Source organism: Streptococcus mitis ATCC 6249 (assembly GCF_000146585.1).
GTDB classification, from domain to species: Bacteria; Bacillota; Bacilli; order Lactobacillales; family Streptococcaceae; genus Streptococcus; species Streptococcus mitis_AZ.
This window is the reverse complement of sequence record NZ_GL397179.1, coordinates 834,889-858,261: the sequence shown is the minus strand read 5'-3', so window position 1 is coordinate 858,261 and position 23,373 is coordinate 834,889. Positions and strand designations below refer to the sequence as shown.

The 23,373-nt window shown below is 42.2% G+C and carries 23 protein-coding genes; 5 read left to right on the top strand and 18 right to left on the bottom strand.

The features are described 5' to 3' along the window. Positions 1–197: 197 nt before the first annotated feature. From HMPREF8571_RS05955 to HMPREF8571_RS05935, 5 genes are all read right to left on the bottom strand, one after another. The gene (locus HMPREF8571_RS05955) at positions 198–1,277 is read right to left on the bottom strand and encodes a carbamoyl phosphate synthase small subunit (protein ID WP_000166857.1); all 1,080 of its coding nucleotides are present in this window, start codon (positions 1,275–1,277) and stop codon (positions 198–200) included. Positions 1,278–1,325: 48 nt separating this feature from the next. Continuing rightward, positions 1,326–2,249 carry an aspartate carbamoyltransferase catalytic subunit gene (locus HMPREF8571_RS05950; RefSeq protein ID WP_001293857.1) on the bottom strand — a complete coding sequence of 308 codons (924 nt, stop codon included), beginning with the start codon at positions 2,247–2,249 and terminating at the stop codon, positions 1,326–1,328. A 20-nt stretch (positions 2,250–2,269) separates the two neighbouring features. Next, positions 2,270–2,791, bottom strand: a complete 522-nt coding sequence (gene pyrR, locus HMPREF8571_RS05945; protein WP_000644748.1) for a bifunctional pyr operon transcriptional regulator/uracil phosphoribosyltransferase PyrR — start codon at positions 2,789–2,791, stop codon at positions 2,270–2,272. A gap of 210 nt (positions 2,792–3,001) precedes the next feature. Further along, the gene (gene nth / locus HMPREF8571_RS05940) at positions 3,002–3,631 is read right to left on the bottom strand and encodes an endonuclease III (RefSeq protein ID WP_000244437.1); all 630 of its coding nucleotides are present in this window, start codon (positions 3,629–3,631) and stop codon (positions 3,002–3,004) included. After that, the gene (locus tag HMPREF8571_RS05935; RefSeq protein WP_000773192.1) at positions 3,632–4,174 is read right to left on the bottom strand and encodes a YceD family protein; all 543 of its coding nucleotides are present in this window, start codon (positions 4,172–4,174) and stop codon (positions 3,632–3,634) included. It abuts the gene before it with no gap. 168 nt (positions 4,175–4,342) lie between these two features. On the opposite strand from HMPREF8571_RS05935, the gene HMPREF8571_RS05930 reads away from it, so the two are divergent. After that, positions 4,343–4,672, top strand: a complete 330-nt coding sequence (locus tag HMPREF8571_RS05930; RefSeq protein WP_000389553.1) for a hypothetical protein — start codon at positions 4,343–4,345, stop codon at positions 4,670–4,672. A 436-nt stretch (positions 4,673–5,108) separates the two neighbouring features. Beyond that, entirely contained in the window at positions 5,109–6,668 is a 1,560-nt protein-coding gene (locus HMPREF8571_RS05925) for an ATP-binding cassette domain-containing protein (protein ID WP_004239995.1), read from the top strand. Positions 6,669–6,858: 190 nt separating this feature from the next. On the opposite strand, the gene HMPREF8571_RS05920 is transcribed toward HMPREF8571_RS05925, so the two are convergent. From HMPREF8571_RS05920 to HMPREF8571_RS05910, 3 genes are all read right to left on the bottom strand, one after another. Next, positions 6,859–7,455: a CPBP family intramembrane glutamic endopeptidase gene (locus HMPREF8571_RS05920; RefSeq protein WP_000278247.1), complete on the bottom strand. Its 597-nt coding sequence runs from the start codon at positions 7,453–7,455 to the stop codon at positions 6,859–6,861. Between the two features lie 112 nt (positions 7,456–7,567). After that, positions 7,568–8,467: a zinc metalloprotease HtpX gene (gene htpX, locus HMPREF8571_RS05915; protein WP_000895761.1), complete on the bottom strand. Its 900-nt coding sequence runs from the start codon at positions 8,465–8,467 to the stop codon at positions 7,568–7,570. Between the two features lies 1 nt (position 8,468). After that, positions 8,469–9,029: a LemA family protein gene (locus HMPREF8571_RS05910; protein ID WP_000219838.1), complete on the bottom strand. Its 561-nt coding sequence runs from the start codon at positions 9,027–9,029 to the stop codon at positions 8,469–8,471. Between the two features lie 93 nt (positions 9,030–9,122). Between HMPREF8571_RS05910 and rsmG the strand changes: the two genes are divergently transcribed. Further along, positions 9,123–9,836 carry a 16S rRNA (guanine(527)-N(7))-methyltransferase RsmG gene (gene rsmG / locus HMPREF8571_RS05905; protein WP_000801958.1) on the top strand — a complete coding sequence of 238 codons (714 nt, stop codon included), beginning with the start codon at positions 9,123–9,125 and terminating at the stop codon, positions 9,834–9,836. A gap of 309 nt (positions 9,837–10,145) precedes the next feature. Further along, positions 10,146–11,429, top strand: a complete 1,284-nt coding sequence (locus HMPREF8571_RS05900; protein ID WP_025168446.1) for a uracil-xanthine permease family protein — start codon at positions 10,146–10,148, stop codon at positions 11,427–11,429. A 40-nt stretch (positions 11,430–11,469) separates the two neighbouring features. Here HMPREF8571_RS05900 and HMPREF8571_RS05895 read toward each other — a convergent pair whose 3' ends face one another. The 9 genes from HMPREF8571_RS05895 to HMPREF8571_RS05855 all read right to left on the bottom strand — a co-directional run bounded on the left by HMPREF8571_RS05895 (position 11,470) and on the right by HMPREF8571_RS05855 (position 20,446). Then, complete coding sequence (locus HMPREF8571_RS05895; RefSeq protein WP_000047993.1) at positions 11,470–12,375, bottom strand: DMT family transporter; 906 nt, start codon at positions 12,373–12,375, stop codon at positions 11,470–11,472. 8 nt (positions 12,376–12,383) lie between these two features. Beyond that, complete coding sequence (locus HMPREF8571_RS05890; RefSeq protein ID WP_000872235.1) at positions 12,384–13,319, bottom strand: serine hydrolase domain-containing protein; 936 nt, start codon at positions 13,317–13,319, stop codon at positions 12,384–12,386. Continuing rightward, entirely contained in the window at positions 13,316–14,041 is a 726-nt protein-coding gene (locus HMPREF8571_RS05885; protein WP_000115586.1) for a CppA N-terminal domain-containing protein, read from the bottom strand. Before HMPREF8571_RS05885 ends, HMPREF8571_RS05890 begins: the two co-directional genes overlap by 4 nt. A 110-nt stretch (positions 14,042–14,151) precedes the next feature. Beyond that, entirely contained in the window at positions 14,152–15,021 is an 870-nt protein-coding gene (gla, locus tag HMPREF8571_RS05880; RefSeq protein ID WP_000348111.1) for an aquaglyceroporin Gla, read from the bottom strand. Positions 15,022–15,178: 157 nt separating this feature from the next. Further along, positions 15,179–16,345 carry an ATP-grasp domain-containing protein gene (locus tag HMPREF8571_RS05875; protein ID WP_001108595.1) on the bottom strand — a complete coding sequence of 389 codons (1,167 nt, stop codon included), beginning with the start codon at positions 16,343–16,345 and terminating at the stop codon, positions 15,179–15,181. A gap of 12 nt (positions 16,346–16,357) precedes the next feature. Further along, positions 16,358–17,098, bottom strand: a complete 741-nt coding sequence (locus HMPREF8571_RS05870) for an esterase family protein (RefSeq protein WP_000546807.1) — start codon at positions 17,096–17,098, stop codon at positions 16,358–16,360. 20 nt (positions 17,099–17,118) lie between these two features. Then, positions 17,119–17,943 (bottom strand): alpha/beta hydrolase, encoded by an 825-nt coding sequence (locus HMPREF8571_RS05865; RefSeq protein WP_001016809.1) that lies wholly within the window; start codon positions 17,941–17,943, stop codon positions 17,119–17,121. A gap of 137 nt (positions 17,944–18,080) precedes the next feature. After that, a complete protein-coding gene (thiI, locus tag HMPREF8571_RS05860) occupies positions 18,081–19,295 on the bottom strand; it encodes a tRNA uracil 4-sulfurtransferase ThiI (protein ID WP_001200100.1) in 1,215 nt (404 codons plus the stop codon). An 8-nt stretch (positions 19,296–19,303) separates the two neighbouring features. Continuing rightward, positions 19,304–20,446: a cysteine desulfurase family protein gene (locus HMPREF8571_RS05855; protein WP_000638937.1), complete on the bottom strand. Its 1,143-nt coding sequence runs from the start codon at positions 20,444–20,446 to the stop codon at positions 19,304–19,306. A 137-nt stretch (positions 20,447–20,583) separates the two neighbouring features. Here HMPREF8571_RS05855 and HMPREF8571_RS05850 point away from each other — a divergent pair, with 137 nt between their 5' ends. Further along, complete coding sequence (locus tag HMPREF8571_RS05850) at positions 20,584–21,009, top strand: DUF6556 family protein (RefSeq protein WP_000073920.1); 426 nt, start codon at positions 20,584–20,586, stop codon at positions 21,007–21,009. Positions 21,010–21,053: 44 nt separating this feature from the next. Here HMPREF8571_RS05850 and HMPREF8571_RS05845 read toward each other — a convergent pair whose 3' ends face one another. Further along, positions 21,054–23,360 (bottom strand): DNA translocase FtsK, encoded by a 2,307-nt coding sequence (locus tag HMPREF8571_RS05845; protein WP_001284603.1) that lies wholly within the window; start codon positions 23,358–23,360, stop codon positions 21,054–21,056. Between the last annotated feature and the right edge of the window lie 13 nt (positions 23,361–23,373).

Here is a 23,373-nt window from a genome sequence, read left to right as displayed (position 1 = left end):
CCCAATAGCGACTAAAAGAAACGACCTGCCTTTCTATTCGCCGCCTCACAGAGCGACATTAAATAAGATACAAAGGACGATAAGAAAGTGACTGAATTTTGGAAACCAAGGATAGAAATTCTTCCTTGGTTTCTCTAAATTCCGAGCTTTCCGTCCGTGTTCAATTCCATAAATTCTCCGACGAGTCTTACTTGTTCTTAGTTGGCTTGTTTAAAAGCTTCCATCATCTCGATAAACTCGTCAAAGAGGTAGCTAGCGTCGTGTGGCCCAGGAGCTGCGTCTGGGTGGAATTGTACAGAGAAACCTGGTTGGTATCTGTGACGCACACCTTCAACTGACTTGTCATTGATTTCTTCGTGGGTAATAATCAAATGCTCTGGCAAGTCCTCACGGCTAACTGCATAACCATGGTTCTGGCTAGTAAAGTCTACTCGTCCTGTTGCGATTTCACGGACCGCGTGGTTAAATCCACGGTGACCAAATTTCATCTTATAGGTCTTGGCACCATTTGCCATGGCAAAAAGTTGGTGACCCATACAGATACCAAAGATTGGAATCTTCCCTTGCACACCACGAATCATATCGATGGCCTGGGGAACATCTTCTGGGTTTCCTGGACCGTTTGACAACATGACGCCGTCAGGGTTGAGATGGAGAATTTCTTCTGCTGTAGTTGTGTATGGAACCACGGTCACGTTACAGTTCCGTTTCGAAAGTTCGCGTAAAATGGAATGTTTGAGACCAAAGTCTACCAGAACGACACTCAATCCAACTCCAGGAGCAGGATAAGCTGTCTTAGTAGAGACTTGCTTGATATTATCTGTCGGCAAGACTGTTGCTTGGAGCTGGTCTGCGATATGGTCCATGGTATCACCAACATGCGTAAGGGTTGCCCTCATAGTACCATGCTTACGGATAATCTTTGTAAGCGCACGAGTATCAATTCCTGAGATACCAGGGATTTTCTTAGCTTTCAAGAATTCGTCCAAGGTCATTTGATTGCGCCAGTTGCTGGCTCTACGCGCTTCTTCAAAAACTACTACTCCCTTACAGGTAGGACTGATGGATTCGTAGTCATCACGGTTAATCCCATAGTTTCCTACCAACGGGTATGTGAAAGTCAAGATTTGTCCATTATAAGACTGGTCTGTAATGGATTCTTGATAGCCGGTCATCCCTGTATTAAAGACGATTTCACCTGTTACATCAATATCTGCTCCGAAGGCCTTGCCTTCAAAAACTGTGCCATCTTCTAATACTAGAAGTCGTTTTGTCATATAGTCACCTCTCGTGGACGCTCTCAGGCGTCTTTTAACGTCTTGTGTTTATTTTGCTTTTCTGTATGCCAGAACAGATTCTAAGATTGCCATTCTGACAAATACACCATTGGTCATTTGTTGGACAATGCGTGATTTTGGCGCTTCAACTAAATGGTCTGCGATTTCGACATCACGGTTGACTGGGGCAGGGTGCATGAGAATTGCTTTTTCTTTCAAGCGATCATAACGCTCTTGCGTCAAACCATGTTGCGCATGGTAGCCTTCTTTTGAAAAGACCACTCCACTATCATGACGTTCATGCTGGACGCGAAGGAACATCATGACATCCACCTGATCAATAATCTCGTCAATGCTTACAAACTGACCATAGTCTGCGAATTCCTGACTTCTCCATTCCTCAGGACCTGCAAAGTAAAGCTCTGCGCCTAAACGTTTCAAAATTTGCATATTTGATTTGGCTACACGTGAGTGGTCCAGATCCCCAGCGATAGCGACCTTAAGCCCCTCAAAATGGCCAAATTCTTCATATATTGTCATCAAATCAAGCAAGCTCTGACTTGGATGTTGCCCTGAACCATCTCCGCCATTGATAATGGAAGTCGTAATGGTTGGACTGGCAATCAACTCTCTGTAGTAGTCGACTTCTGGGTGACGGATAACACAGGCATCCACTCCAAGTGCAGACAGTGTCAAGATTGTGTCATAGAGTGTTTCACCCTTGTTAACTGAACTTGTCTTCACATCGAAATCGAGTAGATTCAGTCCCAGCTTAATCTCTGCTACTTCAAAGGACTTATGTGTACGAGTCGAACTTTCAAAGAAAAGGTTGGAAACGATATGCTGGTCCTCATAGGAAGCCTGCTCTCCATTCTTAAATTCGATTCCTCGTTTGATCAATTTCATGACCTGATCTACAGTAAGGTCTTCCATAGAGACCACATGTTGCAAAGCTTGTTGATTTTCTGACATGGTTAACTCCTTTTTGCTATCTAGGCTTCTTCGGTAATAAGAACTCTATCTTGTCCATCTAGTTCTGCCATCTCTACGATGATCTCTTCAGAGCGACTAGTTGGAATATTTTTCCCAACATAGTCTGGACGGATTGGAAGTTCTCTATGTCCGCGATCCACTAGAACTGCTAAACTCACACGAGCAGGGCGACCATGGCTGACGACGTTGTCAATAGCTGCACGAATGGTACGACCTGTATAGAGCACATCGTCCACCAAGATGACTTCCCGGTCTGTCACATCAACAGAGATTAAAGAAGTATCTTCACCACTTTTAACATCGTCACGGAAAGGTTTGGTGTCCAGCTCTACTACTGGAACTGAAAGAGATTCTAACTGTTCCAAGCGTTCTTGGATACGGCGAGCAATAAAGACACCTCGCGTTTTAATACCAGCCAAAACGATTTTGTTCAAATCTTTGTTTCGCTCAATAATCTCGTAAGTGATTCGAGTAATCGCGCGTTTGACGGTCAATTCGTCTACAACTTCTTTTGCCTTCATGACAAACCTCCAAAAAGAAAAGTCTCCTTCTACAAGGAGACTTGAAATGTATAGTCAAGCGAGCCCAACTGTAAACAGTATAGACTTCACCCTTCTACTTTATCGCGCTCCTTGCCTGCCTCACGGGACAGGTTTAAAGGACTATTTAGTTATCATTTACTATAGCACAAAGCACCCTTAAAATCAAGCAAAAACTTTTTCAGAGTCCCCTTAAACATTACTAAAATCATATAATTGGGGATAGTGGTCACATTCTGGATTTTTGGGATGGCAGATAGCTCGTCCAAAGTAAATCATGGCCTGGTGGGCTGCTAACCATTCTTCTGGTGGCAGAACGTCCATGACACGTTTTTCTACTTCAAGTGGCGTAGCTGATTTTTTAACGATATCGTGATGCTTACAGATACGCTCCACATGGGTGTCCACTGCAAAAGCTGGAATTCCAAAGCCCACGCTCATGACGACATTTGCTGTCTTGCGACCAACACCAGCTAGACTTTCTAATTCCTCTCGAGTCTGAGGCACTTGACCATCAAAATCATCTAGTAATTGTTGAGCACATTTTTTAAGGAATTTAGCCTTATTTCGATACAGTCCCAGACGAGAAATGTGTGAAGCAATTTCACTTTCAGTCGCGACAGACATGGCTTGTGGTGTCGGAAAGGCAGCGAAGAGACCTGGTGTGGCCTTATTTACCGCTGCATCTGTCGTCTGAGCTGACAACATCACCGCAACCAAGAGTTCAAAATGATTGGTAAAATCAAGACTAGGCTTAGCATCTGGAAAAAGGGCAATAATTTCCTCTATGACATGACGGGCACGTTTCTTGGATAAAACCATCTACTCGTCTCCATTAAATAGTCCTTGTAAACCTGCAAAAGGACTATTTTCTTCTTTCTTGACTGCTTGTTGGGCCTGGTATTCTTCCTCAGTCATGATTTGCCAGTCATTCCCTGACACAAAACCTTGGCCCGCCTCTTCTTCTGCCGTCAAGACCTTGATTGGAATATTGAGCAAGATATTATCTGCTACGCTCTCAGCAAGGTCGATTTCACCATTTTCGATAGGCAGGACCAAGTCATCGTCTAAAACTTCTTGGTCCAATTGGTTGGTTGCGCCTTCCATGAAAACCTCTGTCACTGGATAAGACTCTGCCAACTCAACTGGCTCCATACTGCGACTTGAAGCTAGAACAATAGTATAAGACAACTGATAGTCTAAGAAATACAGACGGTCTTCGTACTGCACCTTCCCAACAGCAAGGATATCTTTGACATCTAAAATCTCTTGATTTCGTTTACGCAAGTCTGCGGCAAGGTCTAAAGCTTGTTCAAAATGCAGGCCTTCAGGTTGCTTACGAATTTCTTGAATATTTAACTTCATATTTCCTCCATAAAGATGTACTCACTTGATTATACCATGAAAAGGCTATAAGTCAGCCTCCCAAACTTTGATATTAAAACCTCATTTTTTAACATATTTACTATGACATATTTTCTATTTAGTGCTATACTATAGGCAAGAATACACCAGAGCAGGGAGGATGCTCATATGGAAGACAAAGCACTCATCACTGAAGCTTACCAACTACTTTCCGAGTTAAATAAAAGCTACCAAAGCTGTAAACAAGGTACAACCGATGATTTCCGTCTACAAGAACTGCTAAACACCACTCTTAAGGAACTTAAAAAAGCGGAAAAGATTGACAACAGTATCTTAATCGACCTCGAGAAATTTTACCAACGTACCAGTCTATTGATTGGACTTGGTAGTCTAAAACTAAACGATCAAGCACGCACCGCTTGGCGCAACTATGACAAGTTCCATTACCAGCATGTCAAACACGTACTGGCTCTCTATGGACCTGTTTTCGGATTCTGATACTCTTCGAAAATCTCTTCAAACCACGTCAGCTTCGCCTTGCCGTACCCAAGTATAGCCTTCGGATCGCTTCCTAGTTTGCCCTTTGATTTTCATTGAGTATAAAAACTAGAATTTCCTGTTTTCTATTGACAAAATTTCCTGAAAAGTATAGGATAGAGGTACTAATACTCGGAGGTAAGGGAGACATGAACAACTAATCTATCAAATAAAGAACCTTTATTTAGTAGATCTTGTTTTTGTCTCTTTTTGTGTGCTCTTTTTATACTAGGTTTTCTAGTATCTTGTCCTCATTGAAAATCGAAAAACTAGAAAGCTATGCTCCTCTTGGGTTAGGTTAGGCAGCTCCAAGCTAGTTTGACAAGTTTTTCAACGAGGATAATAGAGTTTTGGACAGTGACTTTGGGCTCTGCTAGATAAAGTAGAGCTTTTTGTTATGCACTATCGACATTCTAGAAAGGGCAACAATATGATAAAAATCAATCATCTGACCATCACGCAAAACAAAGATCTACGAGATCTTGTATCTGACCTAACCATGACTATCCAAGACGGGGAAAAGGTTGCTATTATTGGTGAAGAAGGAAATGGCAAATCAACCTTGCTACGAGCTTTAATGGGGGAAGCATTACCTGATTTTACTATCAAGGGCGACATCCAGTCTGACCTTCAATCACTGGCCTACATTCCTCAAAAGTTACCTGAGGAGTTAAAAAATAGGACTCTACACGATTACTTCTTTTTAGATCCCGCTGATTTAGACTACAGCATTCTTTATCGTTTGGCGGAGGAGTTGCACTTTGATAGCGACCGTTTTGCTAGCGACCAAGAAATTGGCAGTCTATCAGGTGGCGAAGCTTTGAAAATTCAGCTCATCCATGAGTTAGCAAAACCTCTTGAGATTCTTTTTTTAGACGAACCTTCAAATGATCTGGATCTTGAGACAGTTGATTGGCTAAAAAGTCAGATACAAAAGATGAGGCAAACCGTTATTTTCATTTCCCATGATGAAGACTTTCTTTCTCGTACGGCTGATACTATTGTCCACCTGCGACTGGTCAAGCACCGGAAAGAAGCGGAAACACTAGTAGAGCATTTAGACTACGATAGCTATAGTGAGCAGAGAAAGGCTAGTTTTGCCAGACAAAGTCAGCAAGCTGCTAACGACCAGAGAGCCTATGACAAAACCATGGAAAAGCATCGCCGCGTCAAGCAAAATGTAGAAACTGCCTTGCGTAACACTAAAAACGATGTTGCTGGGCGCTTACTGGCTAAAAAGATGAAAAATGTTCTCTCTCAAGAAAAACGCTTTGAAAAGGTAGCTCAGTCTATGACTCAAAAACCACTTGAAGAAGAACAAATTCAACTATTCTTCTCAGACATCCAACCATTACCGGCTTCTAAAGTCTTAATCCAACTGGAAAAAGAAAATTTATCCATTGGCAAGCGCATTTTAGCTCAGGAGTTACGACTAACGGTCCGTGGCCAAGATAAAATCGGTATCATCGGGCCAAATGGTACTGGGAAATCAACTCTGTTAGCCAAGTTGCAACAACTGCTCAGTGCCAAAAGAGAGATTTCGCTTGGTTTTATGCCACAAGATTACCATAAAAAACTGCAATTGGATTTATCTCCAGTAGCCTACCTCAGCCACACTGGACAAAAAGAAGAACTACAGAAAATCCAATCTCACCTAGCCAGTCTCAATTTCAGCTATCCAGAGATGCACCACCAAATCCGCTCCCTATCTGGTGGGCAACAAGGTAAACTCCTACTTTTGGATTTAGTGTTGCGCAAACCAAACTTTCTCCTTCTGGATGAGCCTACACGTAATTTTTCTCCCACTTCTCAACCCGAAATCAGAAAACTCTTTGCCTCCTATCCAGGCGGTCTAATCACTGTTTCGCATGACAGACGCTTCTTAAAAGAGGTCTGTACGAGTATCTATCGTTTGACAGAAAATGGTTTGGAAGTCGTTGATTTACAAGATTTATAAATGTTGAACATAGCAAAAATCCAGAGACGATCTCTGGATTTTGTTTACACACGTCTTTCTTAGAATCATTGGTGCACAGAGCGCTGCTGGCATCATCTACGTGACAGATTATGGTCTGGCTTTTGTTTAAATTGTATAAGCTAGAAATCATTTTTTACTATCTTACAGCTCAAAGCATTCTAATGTAGCATTATCTCATATACAAAAAGCAAAATGCAACCAGATTATTGAAGACATGCAAAAGAATGGAATTCCATAGGTTGTCAGAAGTCTTATACCTTATCCCAAATGCAAATCCCATACCTAAATAGGTAATAAAGCTAGGAATAGTATAGGGACCATGCAGATAAGCAAAAAGAAGCGACGTGGCAAACAAGCCAAAATAGGTATTCTTAAATACTATCCCCTGTAACATACCTCGCATAAAGATTTCTTCCGTGACAGGTGCCAAAACACAGAGATCCACAAAAAGTACAGACCATGAAAGTGATAAACTTTGCACAGTTTGAGTTGTGTCTGATTGGGTAGGGCCTAAAAAATTGACCAAAATATAAAACAGGAAAAGAAAGGCGTATGAAAGAAAACATTTAAGAATATCTTTTAGGCAGATTTTCCCAATGTGAAACAAGTCATACTTTTTTCCTACATATAAAAATATTGCAAGTTCAACAAGGGTAAAAAGGATGGATAGCGTTAATGAATTTATTCGCATGATTTTCTCTGCTATACTCAAATGAATTGGCATAAAAATCAAAATCAAGAAAAATGTCATCCAGCGCTTATACATCATTCACCTCAATTATATAGAATTACATATATTATACTATTTTTTGGTAAGATAACAAGTTAAAAGCGAGATACTAAAAGCAAAAATCCAGAGAGATTTCTCTGGATTTTGTTTACATTTGTTTCAAGCGTTCGATTCGTTCTGAGATAGGTGGGTGGGTATAAAAGAGTTTTTGAAGTCCGCCACTTTTCTTAGGATCATTGATATAAAGAGCGCTGCTGGCATCATCGACATGGTGATGCATCGGCTCGCTATCCTCCAACTTACGCAAGGCATTGATCATCCCTTGAGGATTGCGAGTCAGCTCCACACTGGATGCATCCGCTAGAAATTCTCGCTGACGAGAGATAGCTAGTTGTACCAAGGTTGCTGCAAGAGGTGCTAGAACAATGGCTAAGAGAGAGATAACAAGCATGATAATCTCTAGACCATTTCCATCGCGATCATTATCACTCCGTCTGCGGCCTGCGCCACCCCACCACATCATCCGACCAGCCATACTAGATAGCAGTGTAATAGCACTAGCAAGTGCAACAGCAATGGTCGAAATGCGGATATCGTAGTTCCGAATGTGACTGACTTCATGACCCATGACCGCTTCTAGCTCCTCACGATTCATGATGGCTAGGAGACCCGAAGTGGCTGCAACTGCCGCATTCTGCGGATTCGAACCTGTTGCAAAGGCATTTAAAGAAGAATCCTCAATGATGAAAACACGTGGCATGGGGATCTGAGCGACCATGGCCATATCTTCCACAACATGGTAGAGGTCTGGCGCCGTTTGCTCATCAACCTCACGCGCCCCATTCATAGACATGACAATCTCTGTTGATTGAAAGATCATGGTCAAAGCATAGACAAAACCGATGATTAGGGCTATGATCATACCCCCAAGACCTGAGCGCATGAAGAGATAACCAACCGCATAACCAACCAAGGTCAAGAGTAGGAAGAAAACCAGCAATAAAATCCAAGTTTTTCGTTTATTACTCGCAATTTGATCAAACAACATCTTAGTCACCTAAACCGCTAAAGTCAACTTTAGGAACTGCCTTTTCCTCTTCAGGTGTTTGAAGGAAGTCTGCAGCTTTAAAGCCAAATAGTCCTGCGATGATGTTACTTGGGAAGCTTTCAAGTTTTACATTGTAGTTGCTGACAACACTGTTGTAGAGTTGGCGTGAGTAGGAAATTTTATTTTCTGTATTGGTCAACTCTTCTTGCAATTTGATAAAGTTAGCACTAGCTTTCAAGTCTGGGTAATTCTCTGCTACTGCAAAGATACCAGAAATCTGGCGTGTAAGGGCATCACTGGCCTTCATCGCTTCAGCTGGTGAGGTTGCTGCAGCTACTTGTCTACGAAGTTCTGTCACTTTTTCCAAGGTAGAACCTTCATATTTGGCATAGCCTTTGACTGTTTCAATCAAGTTAGGGAGGAGATCATTACGACGCTTCAACTGAACATCGATCTGGCTCCAAGCCTCCTTTGTTTGCATACGATTTTTCACCAAACCGTTATAGCTAACAATCACAAAAATAACAATCAGAGCCAATACTCCAAGAATAATCCAAGTCATAATCTTATTCCTTTCTGCTTTTAGATTAATACCAGTATATCAAAATTTTAATGAATATGGTAAAATAAGATGATACTAGAGAAGGAAACGACTATGAAACCAGAAACATTTTACAGCTTGCTCGTCGAGCAAAATCTCCCCCTTTCTGACCAGCAAAAGAACCAATTTGAACGCTATTTTGAACTCTTGGTCGAGTGGAATGAAAAGATTAACCTGACCGCTATTACAGACAAAGAAGAAGTCTACCTCAAACACTTTTATGATTCGATTGCACCAATCCTACAAGGCTTGATTTCAAATGAAACTATCAAACTTCTTGATATCGGGGCTGGGGCAGGATTTCCTAGTCTTCCTATGAAAATCCTCTATCCTCAGTTAGATGTAACCATCATTGATTCGCTAAATAAACGCATCAACTTCCTCCAACTATTGGCCCAAGAGCTGAATTTGGACGGAGTTCACTTCTATCATGGACGGGCAGAAGACTTTGCTCAAGACAAGAACTTCCGTGCTCAGTTTGATATGGTGACAGCTCGTGCTGTTGCCCGTATGCAAGTCTTATCTGAATTGACCATTCCCTATCTTAAAGTTGGTGGAAAACTCTTGGCACTCAAGGCCAGCAATGCCCCCGAAGAGTTGCTAGAAGCCAAGAATGCCCTCAACCTCCTCTTTAGCAAGGTTGAGGATAATCTCAGCTACGCCCTACCAAATGGAGATCCACGATACATCACTGTGGTAGAAAAGAAAAAAGAAACCCCAAACAAATATCCACGTAAGGCTGGCATGCCCAATAAACGCCCGCTTTAATTTTTTTAGTAAAAAAATGTTTACAAAGTTCGCCTCGCTTTTTTATTTCTTGGCTCGGGAAAAAATGATTTACAAAATCAAACCTCGCTCTCACATTTCTGGGCTCGGGAAAAATTCGTTTACAAAACGAATTTTTTCTGCTATACTATCCTAAGCAAAGGTTTTTAATGTCATCCTGTGAGGTGACGAAGACACAGAAATATATGAAATTCTTTAATGAGATACTCCTCTCTTTAAAGAAGTCTTACTCTGAGAGCCTGTTGCTGTAAAATAATGGGCTCTTTTTTGATGCCCAAAAGTGAGGTTTATATGAAACAAGAATCAACTGTTGATTTGTTACTAGACGTTGATCAACGTCCTTCAGCTGGGAAAGGTATCCTCCTCAGCTTCCAGCACGTTTTTGCTATGTTTGGAGCGACCATCCTAGTTCCTTTGATTTTGGGAATGCCTGTATCCGTTGCCCTCTTTGCATCTGGTATCGGAACCCTGATTTATATGGTTTCAACTGGCTTTAAAGTTCCAGTCTATCTCGGATCATCCTTCGCCTTTATCACAGCCATGTCCCTTGCTATGAAAGAAATGGGTGGCGACGTCTCTGCTGCTCAAACAGGGGTTATCCTAACTGGTTTGATTTATGTCATTGTCGCAACAAGTGTTCGCTTTGCTGGTACGAAATGGATTGACAAACTCTTGCCTCCTATCGTTATCGGACCTATGATTATCGTTATCGGTCTTGGTCTTGCAGGCTCAGCCGTGACCAATGCTGGTCTTGTAGCTGATGGAAACTGGAAAAATGCCCTTGTTGCTGTCGTAACCTTCCTCATTGCTGCCTTCATCAATACAAAAGGAAAAGGGTTCCTTCGTATCATTCCTTTCCTCTTTGCCATCATCGGTGGGTACATTTTCGCAATGCTTCTTGGTTTGGTTGACTTTACCCCAGTCCTTCAAGCCAACTGGTTTGAAATTCCTGGTTTCTACTTGCCATTTAGTACAGGTGGAGCCTTTAAAGAGTATAACTTATACTTCGGTCCTGAAACAATCGCAATCTTGCCAATCGCAATCGTAACAATTTCAGAACACATCGGAGACCACACAGTTTTGAGCCAAATCTGTGGCCGTCAATTCCTGAAAGAACCAGGACTTCACCGTACGCTTCTCGGTGATGGTATCGCGACATCTGTATCTGCCTTCCTAGGTGGACCAGCTAATACGACTTACGGCGAAAATACTGGGGTTATCGGGATGACTCGTATCGCTTCTGTCTCTGTTATCCGTAACGCAGCCTTTATCGCCATTGCTCTTAGCTTCCTAGGTAAATTCACTGCCTTGATTTCAACCATTCCAAATGCTGTGCTTGGTGGCATGTCCATCCTTCTCTACGGAGTTATTGCAAGTAATGGTTTGAAAGTCTTAATCAAAGAACGTGTAGACTTCGGTCAAATGCGTAACCTCATCATCGCAAGTGCTATGCTGGTACTTGGACTTGGTGGAGCCATCCTTAAACTCGGTCCAGTAACCCTTTCAGGTACTGCCCTATCAGCGATGACAGGTATCATTTTGAATCTGATCTTGCCATACGAAAACAAAGACTAATCTTATAGATAGCAAAAATCCACTCAGTTGAGTGGATTTTTTATTTATGCTTACTTTCCAGCAGTAAATCTTTCAAAGAAATGATAGTCACTGCAAGCAGAATCATGGCCATACCAACAAAATCAATCGCATAGAATTGCTCCTTCATAATTAAAAAGGCAAAGAAAACAGCTGAAATGGGCTCTATGGAAGCCAATAAACTGGATTTAACTGGTCCTATTAGACTAGCTCCTTTTAGAAAAGCTGTGTAGGCAAATACTGTTCCAATGATGATAATGCCAGCAAATGCAAAGAGAAAATCCAAGCTAGTCGGTATACTGGCCTGCAAAACTCCTGTGAAGGGAATAGCCCCGACACCAGAAATAACCATTCCTACACCAATCACCAACATACTTCCCCACTTCTTAATCAAACCGATAGGAAGGATAATATAGAGGGCGTAGGTCAAGGCAGAAAAGAGTCCCCAGAAAAGACCCGCAGGTGTGACCGACAGCTGGTCAAGTTCCCCATGCGTAGCAATAAGAAAAGTTCCTCCAATTGCTAGACAAATTGAAATAATCTCAGCCAGAGTCGGTGCTACCTTGTCCTTGATACAAGTATAAATCAAGATCCCAACAGGACAAACATACTGGAGAACCGTCGCCGTTCCAGCATTGGTTTCCTGAATGGCAGAAAGATAGGCAAACTGGTTTAAGAAAAGTCCAAATAAGGCAAATAACAAGAGAGAAAAAAGGCTTTTCCTGTCTTTTAAAAAAGCAAGGAGTTTATCCTTTGCGGTAGCATAAGTTAAAAATACTAGAGCTAATCCAGCAATAATGAGCCGCAGATTGGTCAAGACTAGAGCGGAAATCCCATGTGCCATCAGGTATTGGCCACTGGTTCCAGACAAGCCCCAAGCAATCCCTGCAACTACTGTAAATAGAGTTCCTTTTACGGTCTTTGACATTCTTCCCCCTACTCTTCTTGGCGAATCATTTCCATGACTTGGTTTCGATCGATTATCCACTGGGCACGTTCATCCTTCTCATACGTTCGATTGGATAAAAAGATGGCGGCTTCCTGTTTCTTTCGATTCCACATGATGAAGGTACCTGTATAGCCCGTATGATCAAGCCAGTCTCCTTCCAGGTTCCAAGCTAGCGAACGCTCTTTATCCTCTATGGGAGAGTAATTTCGACTTAAGTTTTCAGCAAAATCATCTTTCAAGTAATGTTCCAGAAAGATTTGCAAATCCTTAACAGTTGAAAATAAACCAGCACTCCCAGCATGTTTGCCCAAAAGACGAGCTTTGGGATCGTGGATACTACCTGCCGCTACTCCTCTAACTGTTGGTACAGCAAACTCAACGGGACCAAACATTGTTTCCTTCATCCCCCATGGGTTCAAAACTTGTTCTTCTAAAATCTGATCCAAGTCTTGGTTAAAGATTTTCTCCAAAAGAAAGCCCAAGAGTAAAAAGTGAACATCTGAGTATAGAAAAGCAGGCTGATTTCGTCTATTGAGGTGAAACATGGCTTCTCTTAATTCCTCATAACCTAACTGGTCCCTATTGGGAATAAAGGGATCCAGATCTGTAGCATGGGTCAGAAGCTGCCGTATAGTGATATCAGGATAATCACACTCCGATAAAAAATCCGCCACTGGTCGATCAATGTCTAGTTTCTCCTGTTGCCACAAGAAGGTCAAGACTGTCCCGACTCCCACAACCTTACTCACACTGGCTAAGTCATAGACTAGCCCTGACTCTGTTTTCAAACCTTTCTCAGGATCACTCAAGCCTAGGTAGAATTCTCTCCATTCTCCATCCTTAAAATACGCAAAAGAGGCCCCGGGATAGACCCCTGCCTCGATTTGATCTTCTATTTTTTTTAGAATTTTTGTCCACTTCATGCTTCTTCAAACCATAATTCGATGTTATTGGTATCTTTACCAAGGAAGAATTTCTCAGACTTTGGAATAAAATAGTCTGTGCCCTCAAATTTCTGACGAAGACTAGTCAACTCTAGATTCTTTACCAAAAATTTCAGCATAGACAAATCCCAGGTAACATTGTTTTCAACAGCCAAATCTGGACCTTTCTCTTGAGTAAAGGTAATGGCATTAGTCGCCAATTCTGAAGCAAGTAAACTCTCCCTGTCCTCAGGGAGACGGAGCTCGACGGAAACCTCAAATTGACTCAAGTATTTTATACTTTTATTTGAATAAAATTCCGTAATCGTATCTAGCGGAACTAAGTCTTCAATATGATTTTCTGCATGAACAAGGATCACATCCTGTTCAGGAGAAACAATCTCAAAAGCATAACCACAGCTTCCTTTAAATAGACGAGGAAGGGACTTCATCTGTGAAAGGATGCCTTCGATTTCAGAAGGATTCTCAACTTTTACCACGAGTCTAGCAAGTTTCTTAAGCCCTTCAACTCTGCGTGTTCTCATGCTCGGAGCTTCTTCTAAAATCAATCTTTCAGTACCTGTCTGATCTCCCAAGGAGAGAAAGGCAGACTCTTCTAACAAGGGTTTCATCCCTAAGGTTTCAATGTAAAATTTTTCATTTAATTTTCGGTTATTAACTTTCACAGTCGGAATGATCCGAACTATCTCATTCACACTCATAAATTCCTCCAACTCTTCTATTTTAAAGGATTTTCGAATATTTTACAAGCCATATCTGTTTTATTTAAAAATTTTATAGCAAAAAAACTGGGTTCCCCCAGTTTCTTTTATTATAGATAAAGTAGTTTGAATACTGCTACTGCTGCAATAGCCGCTGCAATTGGAGCTACAACTGGTACCCATGCATACCACCATTTTGAATCACCCTTGTGTTGACCAAGAACTGATTTTGGAAGGAGTTCGTGAAGAAGACGTGGTCCAAAGTCACGAGCTGGGTTCAAGCCAGGTCCAGAAGGTCCACCAAGTGAAGTTACCAAAGCCATAACTAGGAAACCAAGGGCCAAGTGCGCAACTGAAAGTCCAGCCGCTGTGTGAGGTGCTACTTGAGCTTTCACTGCCATTTCACTTAAATCAACAGTTTGTCCAGCTTGAGTAGCCATTTGTTTCATGTATTGAAGAACCTCAGCACCGAAGAAGTTTTTAGTCAAACCAAGTGCTGCAAAGAAAAGAACAAATGAACCTACAAACTCATTTAGGAAACCATTAACAGTAGCTGCAAAACGTGATTCTTTTGTTCCATGGTCCAAACTTGAGATAGTTGAGAAAGTTCCCAAGATGTTGTTTGGATTTTCTGTTTTCAAATAGTAAGGACGGTGAGTCGCTACAACCATAGCTTGACCAAAGATTGCTCCCAAAACTTGTGCTAGGATGTAAAATGGTACTTGATCCCAAGAGAAAAGACCACTAACTGCAAGTCCAAGAGTAAAAGCTGGGTTGATGTGGTTTCCTGATACGTTACCGAACATCAAGGCTGGGATCATAACCCCCATACCATAACCAACCGCGATAACGAGCCAGCCACTTTGGTGACCTTTCGTACCTTTAAGTTCAACGTTAGCAACTGCACCATTACCAAGAATGATCAAAATAGCAGTTCCCAAGAATTCTGTGGCATATTTAATAGCCCATGTAAAATCCATTTGATAGATTCTCCTTCAATTTTTTTAGACAATCCTTATTCTATCAATTTTTAGGCCTTTTAGCAACAGATTTTCTAAAAGAATCTCTGGAAAACGCTTTATTTAACTTATCTTTAAGAAAAGGACAAAAGGAGTCAAACTCCTTTCATCCTTTTTATTAGTCTTGACGTTGACCAAAGTCTGCAATCATCTGCTCCATCTCTTGACGACTTGGAGTTGTCAGCATATAAAGGTAATCCCCTTGTAGTTCTGCAAAAGCTGCTGGCATGATTTTTTTGACCTTGAATTGTTGGCTATACTTGGCAAGCAAGTCTTCTTCTGAATACACATAGTTGACATTGGCACGACGTGAAGTTGCCAAGCAATACTGGGGCTCAAACTCTGAACTTGGAAACTCTTCTCCTGCGACAATAGCTGCGTAGCCTCTATAAAGGTCCAAGGAATGAGCAAAGTTATAAACATCTATGGTAAAACCACCTGCAGGACGGTTATTGTACTCGATGGCAATGTAGTCGTCCCCGTCACGGAAGAACTCGATATGGAAAAAGCGTTCTCTCATTCCAAATTCCTTGACAATGGCCTCACCATACTTGCGCAGTTTGGGATCCATATCCTTGAGGACATAGTAGGAATTGTCCATCTTATAAATCATGAGATCAAGTGGTGTATGAGCATAATCGAAAGTCGTTGAAAAGACGATATTGCCATCCTTGTCCACAAGCCCGTCAAAGGTACAGATTTCGCTTGAAGTGACAAATTTCTCAAAGAAATAAGCGGTTGAATGATCCCATGCTTGCTTGAAGTGATTGATATCGTCTTCTGTCTCAAGCTTAAAGGTTGCTGCCGCTCCCACTCCATTATCAGGTTTGGCAATCATTGGTAGGCCAATCGTCTCGACTGCTTGGTCTACATCTGCTTCTGTCTGGATAACAGCGCCTGGTACAACAGGTACGCCTGCCTTCTGGAAGAGTTTCTTCATCTCAGACTTAAACTTGGTCTTTTTGAGATCCTCCGATTTGGCACCAAAAACATTGAATTGTTCTCTGAGTATTGCGTCCAGCTCAAGCCAGTATTCATTGTGGGACTCAATGCGGTCGATAGGACCATGCTTGTAGAAAAGAAAGGCAACCGCACGCTTGACTTCATCTATATTTTCAAGATTATCCACACGGAAATACTCGGTTAGGCTATTACGCAAAGGCTCATCCAGTTGCTCGTAGGGTTCTTGACCAATTCCCAAGACTGTAATGCCTTTACTAGCTAGTTCGATAGAAAACTGTTGAAAATTTTGTGGATAGTAGGGAGAAATAACAAGGTAATTCATAGGCAACTCCTTTTATAGATACAGGTGTCCAAGAAAATAGGGCATTTGTTTACGCCACCATTCCCAGTCGTGGGCAACATCGTGCCCCCATTCAGCAAACCAGGCTGGAATTTGTTTCTGGTCAAAGGCTTCTTTGAGCTTGTAGAAAGATGGTAGACCGTCTTGTTCCCAAGCACCGAGACCTGTACAGACGACAATCTCAGCCTGACGGTAACGATCGATAAACCATCCGTCATTCTGATTCCAGATATAATCTACAGGTGAGTTTTGGTAAATGGCATCGTCATTGTAGTAATCACCAACGAAGAAACGTGCGTCATAAACACCGCTGAGAGCAATCACCTTGGTAAAGACATCTGGATGCTGGAGAAAGAAATTGAGTGCATGGTAGGCTCCCATGGAGCAACCAGTTGTCAGCATGCCATCAAACCAACCTGTCTTATGCTTGATAAAAGGAATGGCCTCCTCAATCACATAACGTTCGTAAGCTCGATGCATCTCCGCTTGGTCATGACTATTTTTCCAAGTGGCCAACCAGCTTTCACTGTCAACACTAGATAGGGTAAAGAATTGAACACGACCTTCTTCGATAAAGGAAGAACAGGCATCAATCATGCCAAAATCATAGTATTCATTGTGACTGCCACCAGATGAAGCAAAAACCACAACTGGAATCCCAGCATGTCCATAACGGTTGAGGTACATTTCACGGTTGAGGTGGCCACTCCAGTGGCTAAGGTTTTCAATATGCATTGGCTTTCTCCTTTCCTAACTTACCATTTCTCTGCAAAAAAACGGAGACAGTCTGGCAAATTTTCCGACCAAGGGATTTCACTATGGATGGCACCAGACTGAACTTTCAAAACAAGATTATCCAAGTGTATTCCACCTGCAATCAAATCATGATAATAGCGAAGAGATGAGTCGATATAGGCTTGCTTGATATTGCCAGCCATCAGAGTCTTGTCCGTATCATCCGCTTCTTCCGTTCCAACATAGATAAAAATGCGCTGTTCAGGCGACAATTTCTTGCGCTCAATATAGCGGTTAAAGGCTTCTTGGTGAAGCCAGTTAGCAGATGAGAAGACACCTAGACAACCAATTCGGTCTTGGTACTCTAGTCCGATAAACTGGGTAATATTGCCTCCTAGCGATGAACCAATCATAGCCGTGTGCTGGCGATCAGCTTTGGTACGATAGGTCTCATCGATAAAAGGCTTGACCACCTCCATGACAAACTCGGCATACTCCACACCCTTACCGCCAAACTGCTGGCCTGGGATAGGAGATTCTTGAAACTTCCAAGCCGCATACTCATGCATCCGCCCCAAACCATCATTGTCGATGGCTACAACAATCATGCGACTGATATCAGGGTTTCGCTTAATGGCTGGAATAATTTTCCAAGAGTGTCCGATATAGGACTCCTTGCTGTAAAAGACATTTTGCCCGTCATGAAAGTAAACAACAGGGTAAAAACGGTCTGTGTCTTTCTCATAATCCTTTGGCAGGAGCACACGCACACGACGCTCTTTTCCTGTATAAGGAACCTTGAGTTTGTGTTCTTTCATTTTTAAGTAAAAGTAGGAATGATTCATTGTCAGAAAACTCTCTATATTCAAAATTTTATCTCATTATACCATAAAAATAGAAAAAAAAGTCAGTAATTGTCCATTTTAAGGATAAATAACTAACTTTTTTCATTTAATATTCTAAATTCTTCTGGATTTTCTGATTAGAGGAGATTATCAATTAACTCATCGACAGCGTCTTTTTCAGCTTGAGGTGTGATCTTAGTGATCATAATACCTGCCACTGCTCGCTCAACCAAACCTTCAACATCCATCCGTTTTTCATACTGCTCAGCATTCTCTATCTTAGGATTGGTCTTAGGACGATCAGGCGCAAAAATAGTACAGCAGTCTTCAAAAGGTTGGATTGAAATTTCAAAGGTATCGATTTCCTGAGCAATATCAATGATTTCCAACTTGTCCATGGTAACCACGGGACGAATGATAGGAGTGCTGGTCACAGCGTTGATAGTCTGCATGCTTTCCAAAGTTTGGCTAGCTACTTGGCCAAGACTTTCCCCATTGATGATAACTAAACCATTTCGTACCTCACGGATACGGTCGGTAATGCGCATCATAAAACGACGCGTCAAGGTCATGAGGTAGGCTTCTGGCGCCTTAGCCTTGATTTCTTCTTGAATCTCTGTGAAAGGTACTTCGATAAACTGGATATTTCCACCAAACTTGGTCAATTTTCGAGTCAAATCGTGGGCTTTCTTGAGGGCACCAGGACTTGTGTATGGCGGGCTAGCAAAGTGGACGGCTTCAATATCTACCCCACGTTTAAGAGCTAGATAACCTGCTACAGGTGAGTCAATCCCTCCTGACAACATGAGCATGCCTTTACCAGAACTTCCCACAGGTAATCCTCCTGCTCCACGAAAGGTTTCATAGGAAAGATAGGCAGCCTCCTCACGAATCTCAACCTGAAGATTAATATCTGGATTTTTCATCTGAGCTTGCACGTTTGGAATAGCCTCGAAAACAGCACCACCAAGAGTTTGATTGAGTTCACGACTATCCAATTCGAAGTTGTGGTCGCTTCGCTTGCTAGTGAGTTTAAAGGTCATCCCTTCCTTATAGATTTCCTTCATAATCTCTTGGACAGCAGACTTCAGAACTTCCACTGACTTTTCAACCTTATAAACGGGAGAAAAGTTTTGGATCCCAAAGACTTGTTTGAGCGATTCTACTACTGCTGTATAATCAGCTCCATTGAGGTAAGCGTGGGCACGGTCGCGATCTGCGGTTACCTTAACTTGAGGATAGATGGACAAAACGTCCGAAATATTATTACGAAGTTTATTGATGAAACGCATACGATTTTTGTGTTTGGTTGACAATTCTCCATAGCGAATCATAATTTCTGAATACTGCATAAATGCTCCTATCTTACTTTTCTAGTTTGATTGTAAATTAATTTTAGCTTGGTCAAGAACTGCTCGACCTGACTCATGTCATTTTCCAAGTCTAGGCTTAGACGCACAGCTGACTGGGCCTTATCTTTGTCCACTCCCATGGCAATCAAGGTCCCCGCAGGTTTTCCTGCCTTGGACGAACAAGCAGAGGTTGTGGAAATGAAAATGTCATAGTCTTCAAAAGCGTGAACAATGACTTCACCACGAACACCTTTAATCCCAAAAGTCAGGATATGAGGGGCAAAGTCTTCATCATCTGAAAAGACAAAAATATCCGGATAATCCAGAAGGGCTTGGCGAATGACTGCCTTCATCTGCCCTGTCTTACTAGCAAAGATAGCTAACTTTTCCATAGCCAAACGGAGAGCCTTGGCTGTCGCTGCAATTCCTGCTACATTTTCAGTTGTCGAACGATAGTCTCCCTCTTGACCGCCACCTGTTAAAAGAGGCATGATCCTCTTACCAGACTTGATATAGACAAAGCCAACACCTCGGACACCATGAAACTTATGACTCGAAAAGGTTGCGAAATCCACTCGATCTGTCAGATAGTTTTCAGTCGGAATCTTAGCGAGTGCCTGAACCGCATCAACATGGAAGGAAATGGTCGGCTTATCTGCCAAGAGTTTCGAAATAGCCTCAATAGGTTGGATAGAGCCAATTTCGTTGTTAACTGCCATGATGGAGACGAGAGTCGTATCAGGTCGTATCAAATTCGCTAGAGCCTCAACATCCACAAATCCTCTGCTATCAACTGGGGCAATATCCACCTCAAAACCTTGACTTTTAAGCCAAAGGGCTGATTCCTTGACTGCTGGATGTTCAATAGCTGACACAATAATGTGCTTGCCAAACTGGGCTTTTTCAAAGGCCACACCCTTGATGACCCAGTTATCTCCTTCTGTTCCACCTGAGGTAAAGAAGATTTCATCACTTTTCTTCCCAATCAAATCTGCAATTTGCTGCCGGGAAGCATCTAAAATTCGTGTTGCCTGATCTCCCAAACGATGGAGACTAGACGGATTTCCTACAATTTTTGAAGCGACCTGCATGTAAGTTTCAAGTGCTTCAGGATAAGGCTTGGTCGTTGCCGAATTATCAAAGTAGATCATGTTTTCTCACGCTTTCTAAAATCACTCCTTCTATTGTATCACGAAAAGAGACCTGCGACAAGAAAGGGAGGTTTCTCTTTTTTTAAGATTTTTTTAAAGAAATGAGGTATAATAAATCATAATTAAAGGAGAGTATCATGTCTAACTATCGTAGAACTTCAAAACCAAAAACAGAACACATCAAAAAGGGATTTACTGTCTTTCAAAAAACGATTGCTACCATCGGTAGTATCCTTGGCCTAATCACCGCTACTATCACCATTATGAACGCCATGGATAATAACAAAAACAACAAAAAAGAACCGACGACAACCCAAACAACTGTTGTCAAGGAGATTCAAAAGGAATCCCCTCAGGAAAATACTACACCTAACAGGGACAACACTTCCACTAAAGAAAATACCACGCAAGAAGAAACTTCTCAATCCAATAAAAAAGAGGAGAAAAAAGAAGAGCAGAAAACAACAACTCAGGACTCTTCTACACCAGATACAAATAAAGAAACAAGCGATAATGGAACACAGTCAAATACGACGAGTTCTGAAACTAAAACGAACCAGTAATCACCAAAATAGCTTCTTTCCAAATTTGGAAAGAAGCTATTTTTTTATTGTTGCAATACTTTTCGTGGTTTGGTTCCCTCAGCTGGACCGATGACACCTGCCATTTCGAGTTCTTCCATAAGGCGGGTCGCACGATTAAATCCAACCGACAAACGACGCTGAATCATCGAAGCGCTAGCTTTCTGGGTTTCGATAACCAAAGCCTTAGCTTCTTCAAAAAGCGGATCGCCACCAGCTTCACCATCAGAGACATCTCCTTCATTTTCAGGAACATCTCCTGGGTCAAAGCTGTCATCGTAGTCCGCATCAGCCTGAGCCTTGATGAAGTTTACGATACGTTCAACATCATCATCCGAGATAAAGGAGCCTTGCAGACGGACTGGGTGATTTTCATCAATTGGTTTAAAGAGCATATCTCCTCGACCAAGCAATTTTTCAGCTCCATTTTCATCCAAGATGGTTCGTGAATCTGTACCTGATGAAACTGCAAAAGCCACACGAGATGGGACATTGGCCTTGATAAGGCCAGAGATGACATCAACCGATGGGCGCTGTGTTGCGAGAATCATGTGAATCCCTGCGGCACGCGCCTTCTGTCCGAGACGAATGATGGCATCTTCTACTTCCTTGCTAGCCACCATCATGAGGTCTGCCAACTCATCTACAATGACAACAATCAAAGGCAGCGGTACTTGTTTGTACTCAGATTGGCTATTAAATTCCTCAACCTTGGCATTGTAACCAGCGATATTTCGTACTCCAACCTTAGCAAAGAGTTCGTAACGATTTTCCATCTCATCCACAACCTTTTGCAGAGCCTTGCTGGCCTTGCGTGGATTTGTCACAACTGGAATCAAAAGGTGAGGAATGTCATTGTAAACGGATAACTCAACCATCTTTGGATCCACCATCATAAACTTGACCTGATCTGGTCTTGCTTTCATGAGAATGCTGGCGATAATACCGTTAACTGCAACTGATTTCCCTGATCCCGTCGAACCTGCAACAAGTAGGTGGGGCATCTTGGAAAGGTCAAAGGTGCGAGCAGTTCCATTGACAGCCTTACCTAGAGGAATTTCGAGGAGATTTTCTGGTTTAGTCTGAGACTGTTCCCAGAGTTCACGGAAGGAAACGGTCGCAATCTCAGAGTTAGGGACCTCAATTCCGACTAAGGATTTACCAGGGATCGGAGCCTCAATCCGAACATCCTTGGCCGCCAGAGCCAGCGCTAAGTCGTCTGCCAGATTGGAAATGCGGTTAACCCGTACACCAACTGCTGGCTTGACTTCATACTTGGTAACTGATGGCCCAATTTCAGCCCGTTCCACCGTCACCTTGATACCAAAGCTAGCAAAGGTTTCTTCTAGGATTTTGATATTTTCTCGAACAATCTTCTTTTCCTTGGACTGATCTTTGGGTTTATCTGGCGCAAAGAGTTGCAAGCTTGGCAGTTTGTATTCAAGGGCTTCTTTGGCAGAAAAATCAACCTGCACCTCTTCATCCTCAAAGTCTTCTTCCACATCTGGAACTTCAAAGTCAGCTTGAGGAAGGATAATCTCCGGTTCAATCCATTCTTCCTCAGGAATTGAGGGGAGATCGTAGACTGGTACTTCTGATAAGATTTCTCCAGTTTCAGGATCTACAGGAGGAAGCGGTAGTGCATCCTGCTCTTCTTGTTCTCTCTGAATTCTGGCTGCTTCTTCAGCTTCTTGACGAGCCTTCTCTTCTTCTCTCTTGATGAAGCGTTCCTGTTTTCTCTGTTCCTGTTTTTCCATGAAGGATCTGAACAGCGCTCCAATAAAGGCTGCAACATCATAAATAGACCAAGGACTAATCAGGAGAATCCCAACTAAAATCAAGAGAACCCCAATAAAGTACGATCCGATATTTGAAAAAAGAAAGGCAATGGGGATATAAAGTCCGACACCAAGCAGGCCTCCACCAGCAAAACTAGTCACCCGCATGCCAGTCAGGTCCGTCATAACTTGAGACAAGGTCCCTTTTAGAACTGCCTGCTCCAAACCAAATTTCCAGACAAGATAAGCCTCAAAAATTAAGAGTAAGCCAGCGAAGATACAGAGAAATCCTGACAGAAGTCCTTCTTGCTTACGGATCCATTTAAATAGAAAAAGATAAATGAGGAGGGCACCAATGGCCACATAGGCCAAACTTCCGACCACCAGTCGAATGAGATTGTAAAGAGTGATACCCGCCGCACCAAGCTTGAGGGCTGCAATAATCAATAATAAGGCAATCCCTAAGGAAATCAACATCCTCTGAATAGCCTGTTTTCTTTCGAGTTCTGCTTTAGACTGTCTCCGTCTTGTTTTTGTAGTATTCTTGTTTGCCATTCTTCTATTATAC

Excerpts from the sequence above, each read along its gene's own strand:
- HMPREF8571_RS05950 (WP_001293857.1), bottom strand. The coding sequence starts at position 2,249 with ATGTCAGAAAATCAACAAGCTTTGCAACATGTGGTCTCTATGGAAGAC.
- gla (WP_000348111.1), bottom strand. The coding sequence starts at position 15,021 with ATGGATTTTACATGGGCTATTAAATATGCCACAGAATTCTTGGGAACT.
- HMPREF8571_RS05875 (WP_001108595.1), bottom strand. The coding sequence starts at position 16,345 with ATGAATTACCTTGTTATTTCTCCCTACTATCCACAAAATTTTCAACAG.
- HMPREF8571_RS05900 (WP_025168446.1), top strand. The coding sequence starts at position 10,146 with ATGAAACAAGAATCAACTGTTGATTTGTTACTAGACGTTGATCAACGT.
- HMPREF8571_RS05930 (WP_000389553.1), top strand. The coding sequence starts at position 4,343 with ATGGAAGACAAAGCACTCATCACTGAAGCTTACCAACTACTTTCCGAG.
- HMPREF8571_RS05895 (WP_000047993.1), bottom strand. The coding sequence starts at position 12,375 with ATGTCAAAGACCGTAAAAGGAACTCTATTTACAGTAGTTGCAGGGATT.
- HMPREF8571_RS05910 (WP_000219838.1), bottom strand. The coding sequence starts at position 9,029 with ATGACTTGGATTATTCTTGGAGTATTGGCTCTGATTGTTATTTTTGTG.
- HMPREF8571_RS05850 (WP_000073920.1), top strand. The coding sequence starts at position 20,584 with ATGTCTAACTATCGTAGAACTTCAAAACCAAAAACAGAACACATCAAA.
- HMPREF8571_RS05845 (WP_001284603.1), bottom strand. The coding sequence starts at position 23,360 with ATGGCAAACAAGAATACTACAAAAACAAGACGGAGACAGTCTAAAGCA.
- HMPREF8571_RS05890 (WP_000872235.1), bottom strand. The coding sequence starts at position 13,319 with ATGAAGTGGACAAAAATTCTAAAAAAAATAGAAGATCAAATCGAGGCA.
- HMPREF8571_RS05935 (WP_000773192.1), bottom strand. The coding sequence starts at position 4,174 with ATGAAGTTAAATATTCAAGAAATTCGTAAGCAACCTGAAGGCCTGCAT.
- HMPREF8571_RS05865 (WP_001016809.1), bottom strand. The coding sequence starts at position 17,943 with ATGAATCATTCCTACTTTTACTTAAAAATGAAAGAACACAAACTCAAG.
- HMPREF8571_RS05920 (WP_000278247.1), bottom strand. The coding sequence starts at position 7,455 with ATGTATAAGCGCTGGATGACATTTTTCTTGATTTTGATTTTTATGCCA.
- nth (WP_000244437.1), bottom strand. The coding sequence starts at position 3,631 with ATGGTTTTATCCAAGAAACGTGCCCGTCATGTCATAGAGGAAATTATT.
- HMPREF8571_RS05885 (WP_000115586.1), bottom strand. The coding sequence starts at position 14,041 with ATGAGTGTGAATGAGATAGTTCGGATCATTCCGACTGTGAAAGTTAAT.
- rsmG (WP_000801958.1), top strand. The coding sequence starts at position 9,123 with ATGAAACCAGAAACATTTTACAGCTTGCTCGTCGAGCAAAATCTCCCC.
- thiI (WP_001200100.1), bottom strand. The coding sequence starts at position 19,295 with ATGCAGTATTCAGAAATTATGATTCGCTATGGAGAATTGTCAACCAAA.
- HMPREF8571_RS05955 (WP_000166857.1), bottom strand. The coding sequence starts at position 1,277 with ATGACAAAACGACTTCTAGTATTAGAAGATGGCACAGTTTTTGAAGGC.
- htpX (WP_000895761.1), bottom strand. The coding sequence starts at position 8,467 with ATGTTGTTTGATCAAATTGCGAGTAATAAACGAAAAACTTGGATTTTA.
- HMPREF8571_RS05870 (WP_000546807.1), bottom strand. The coding sequence starts at position 17,098 with ATGCATATTGAAAACCTTAGCCACTGGAGTGGCCACCTCAACCGTGAA.
- HMPREF8571_RS05855 (WP_000638937.1), bottom strand. The coding sequence starts at position 20,446 with ATGATCTACTTTGATAATTCGGCAACGACCAAGCCTTATCCTGAAGCA.
- pyrR (WP_000644748.1), bottom strand. The coding sequence starts at position 2,791 with ATGAAGGCAAAAGAAGTTGTAGACGAATTGACCGTCAAACGCGCGATT.
- HMPREF8571_RS05925 (WP_004239995.1), top strand. The coding sequence starts at position 5,109 with ATGCACTATCGACATTCTAGAAAGGGCAACAATATGATAAAAATCAAT.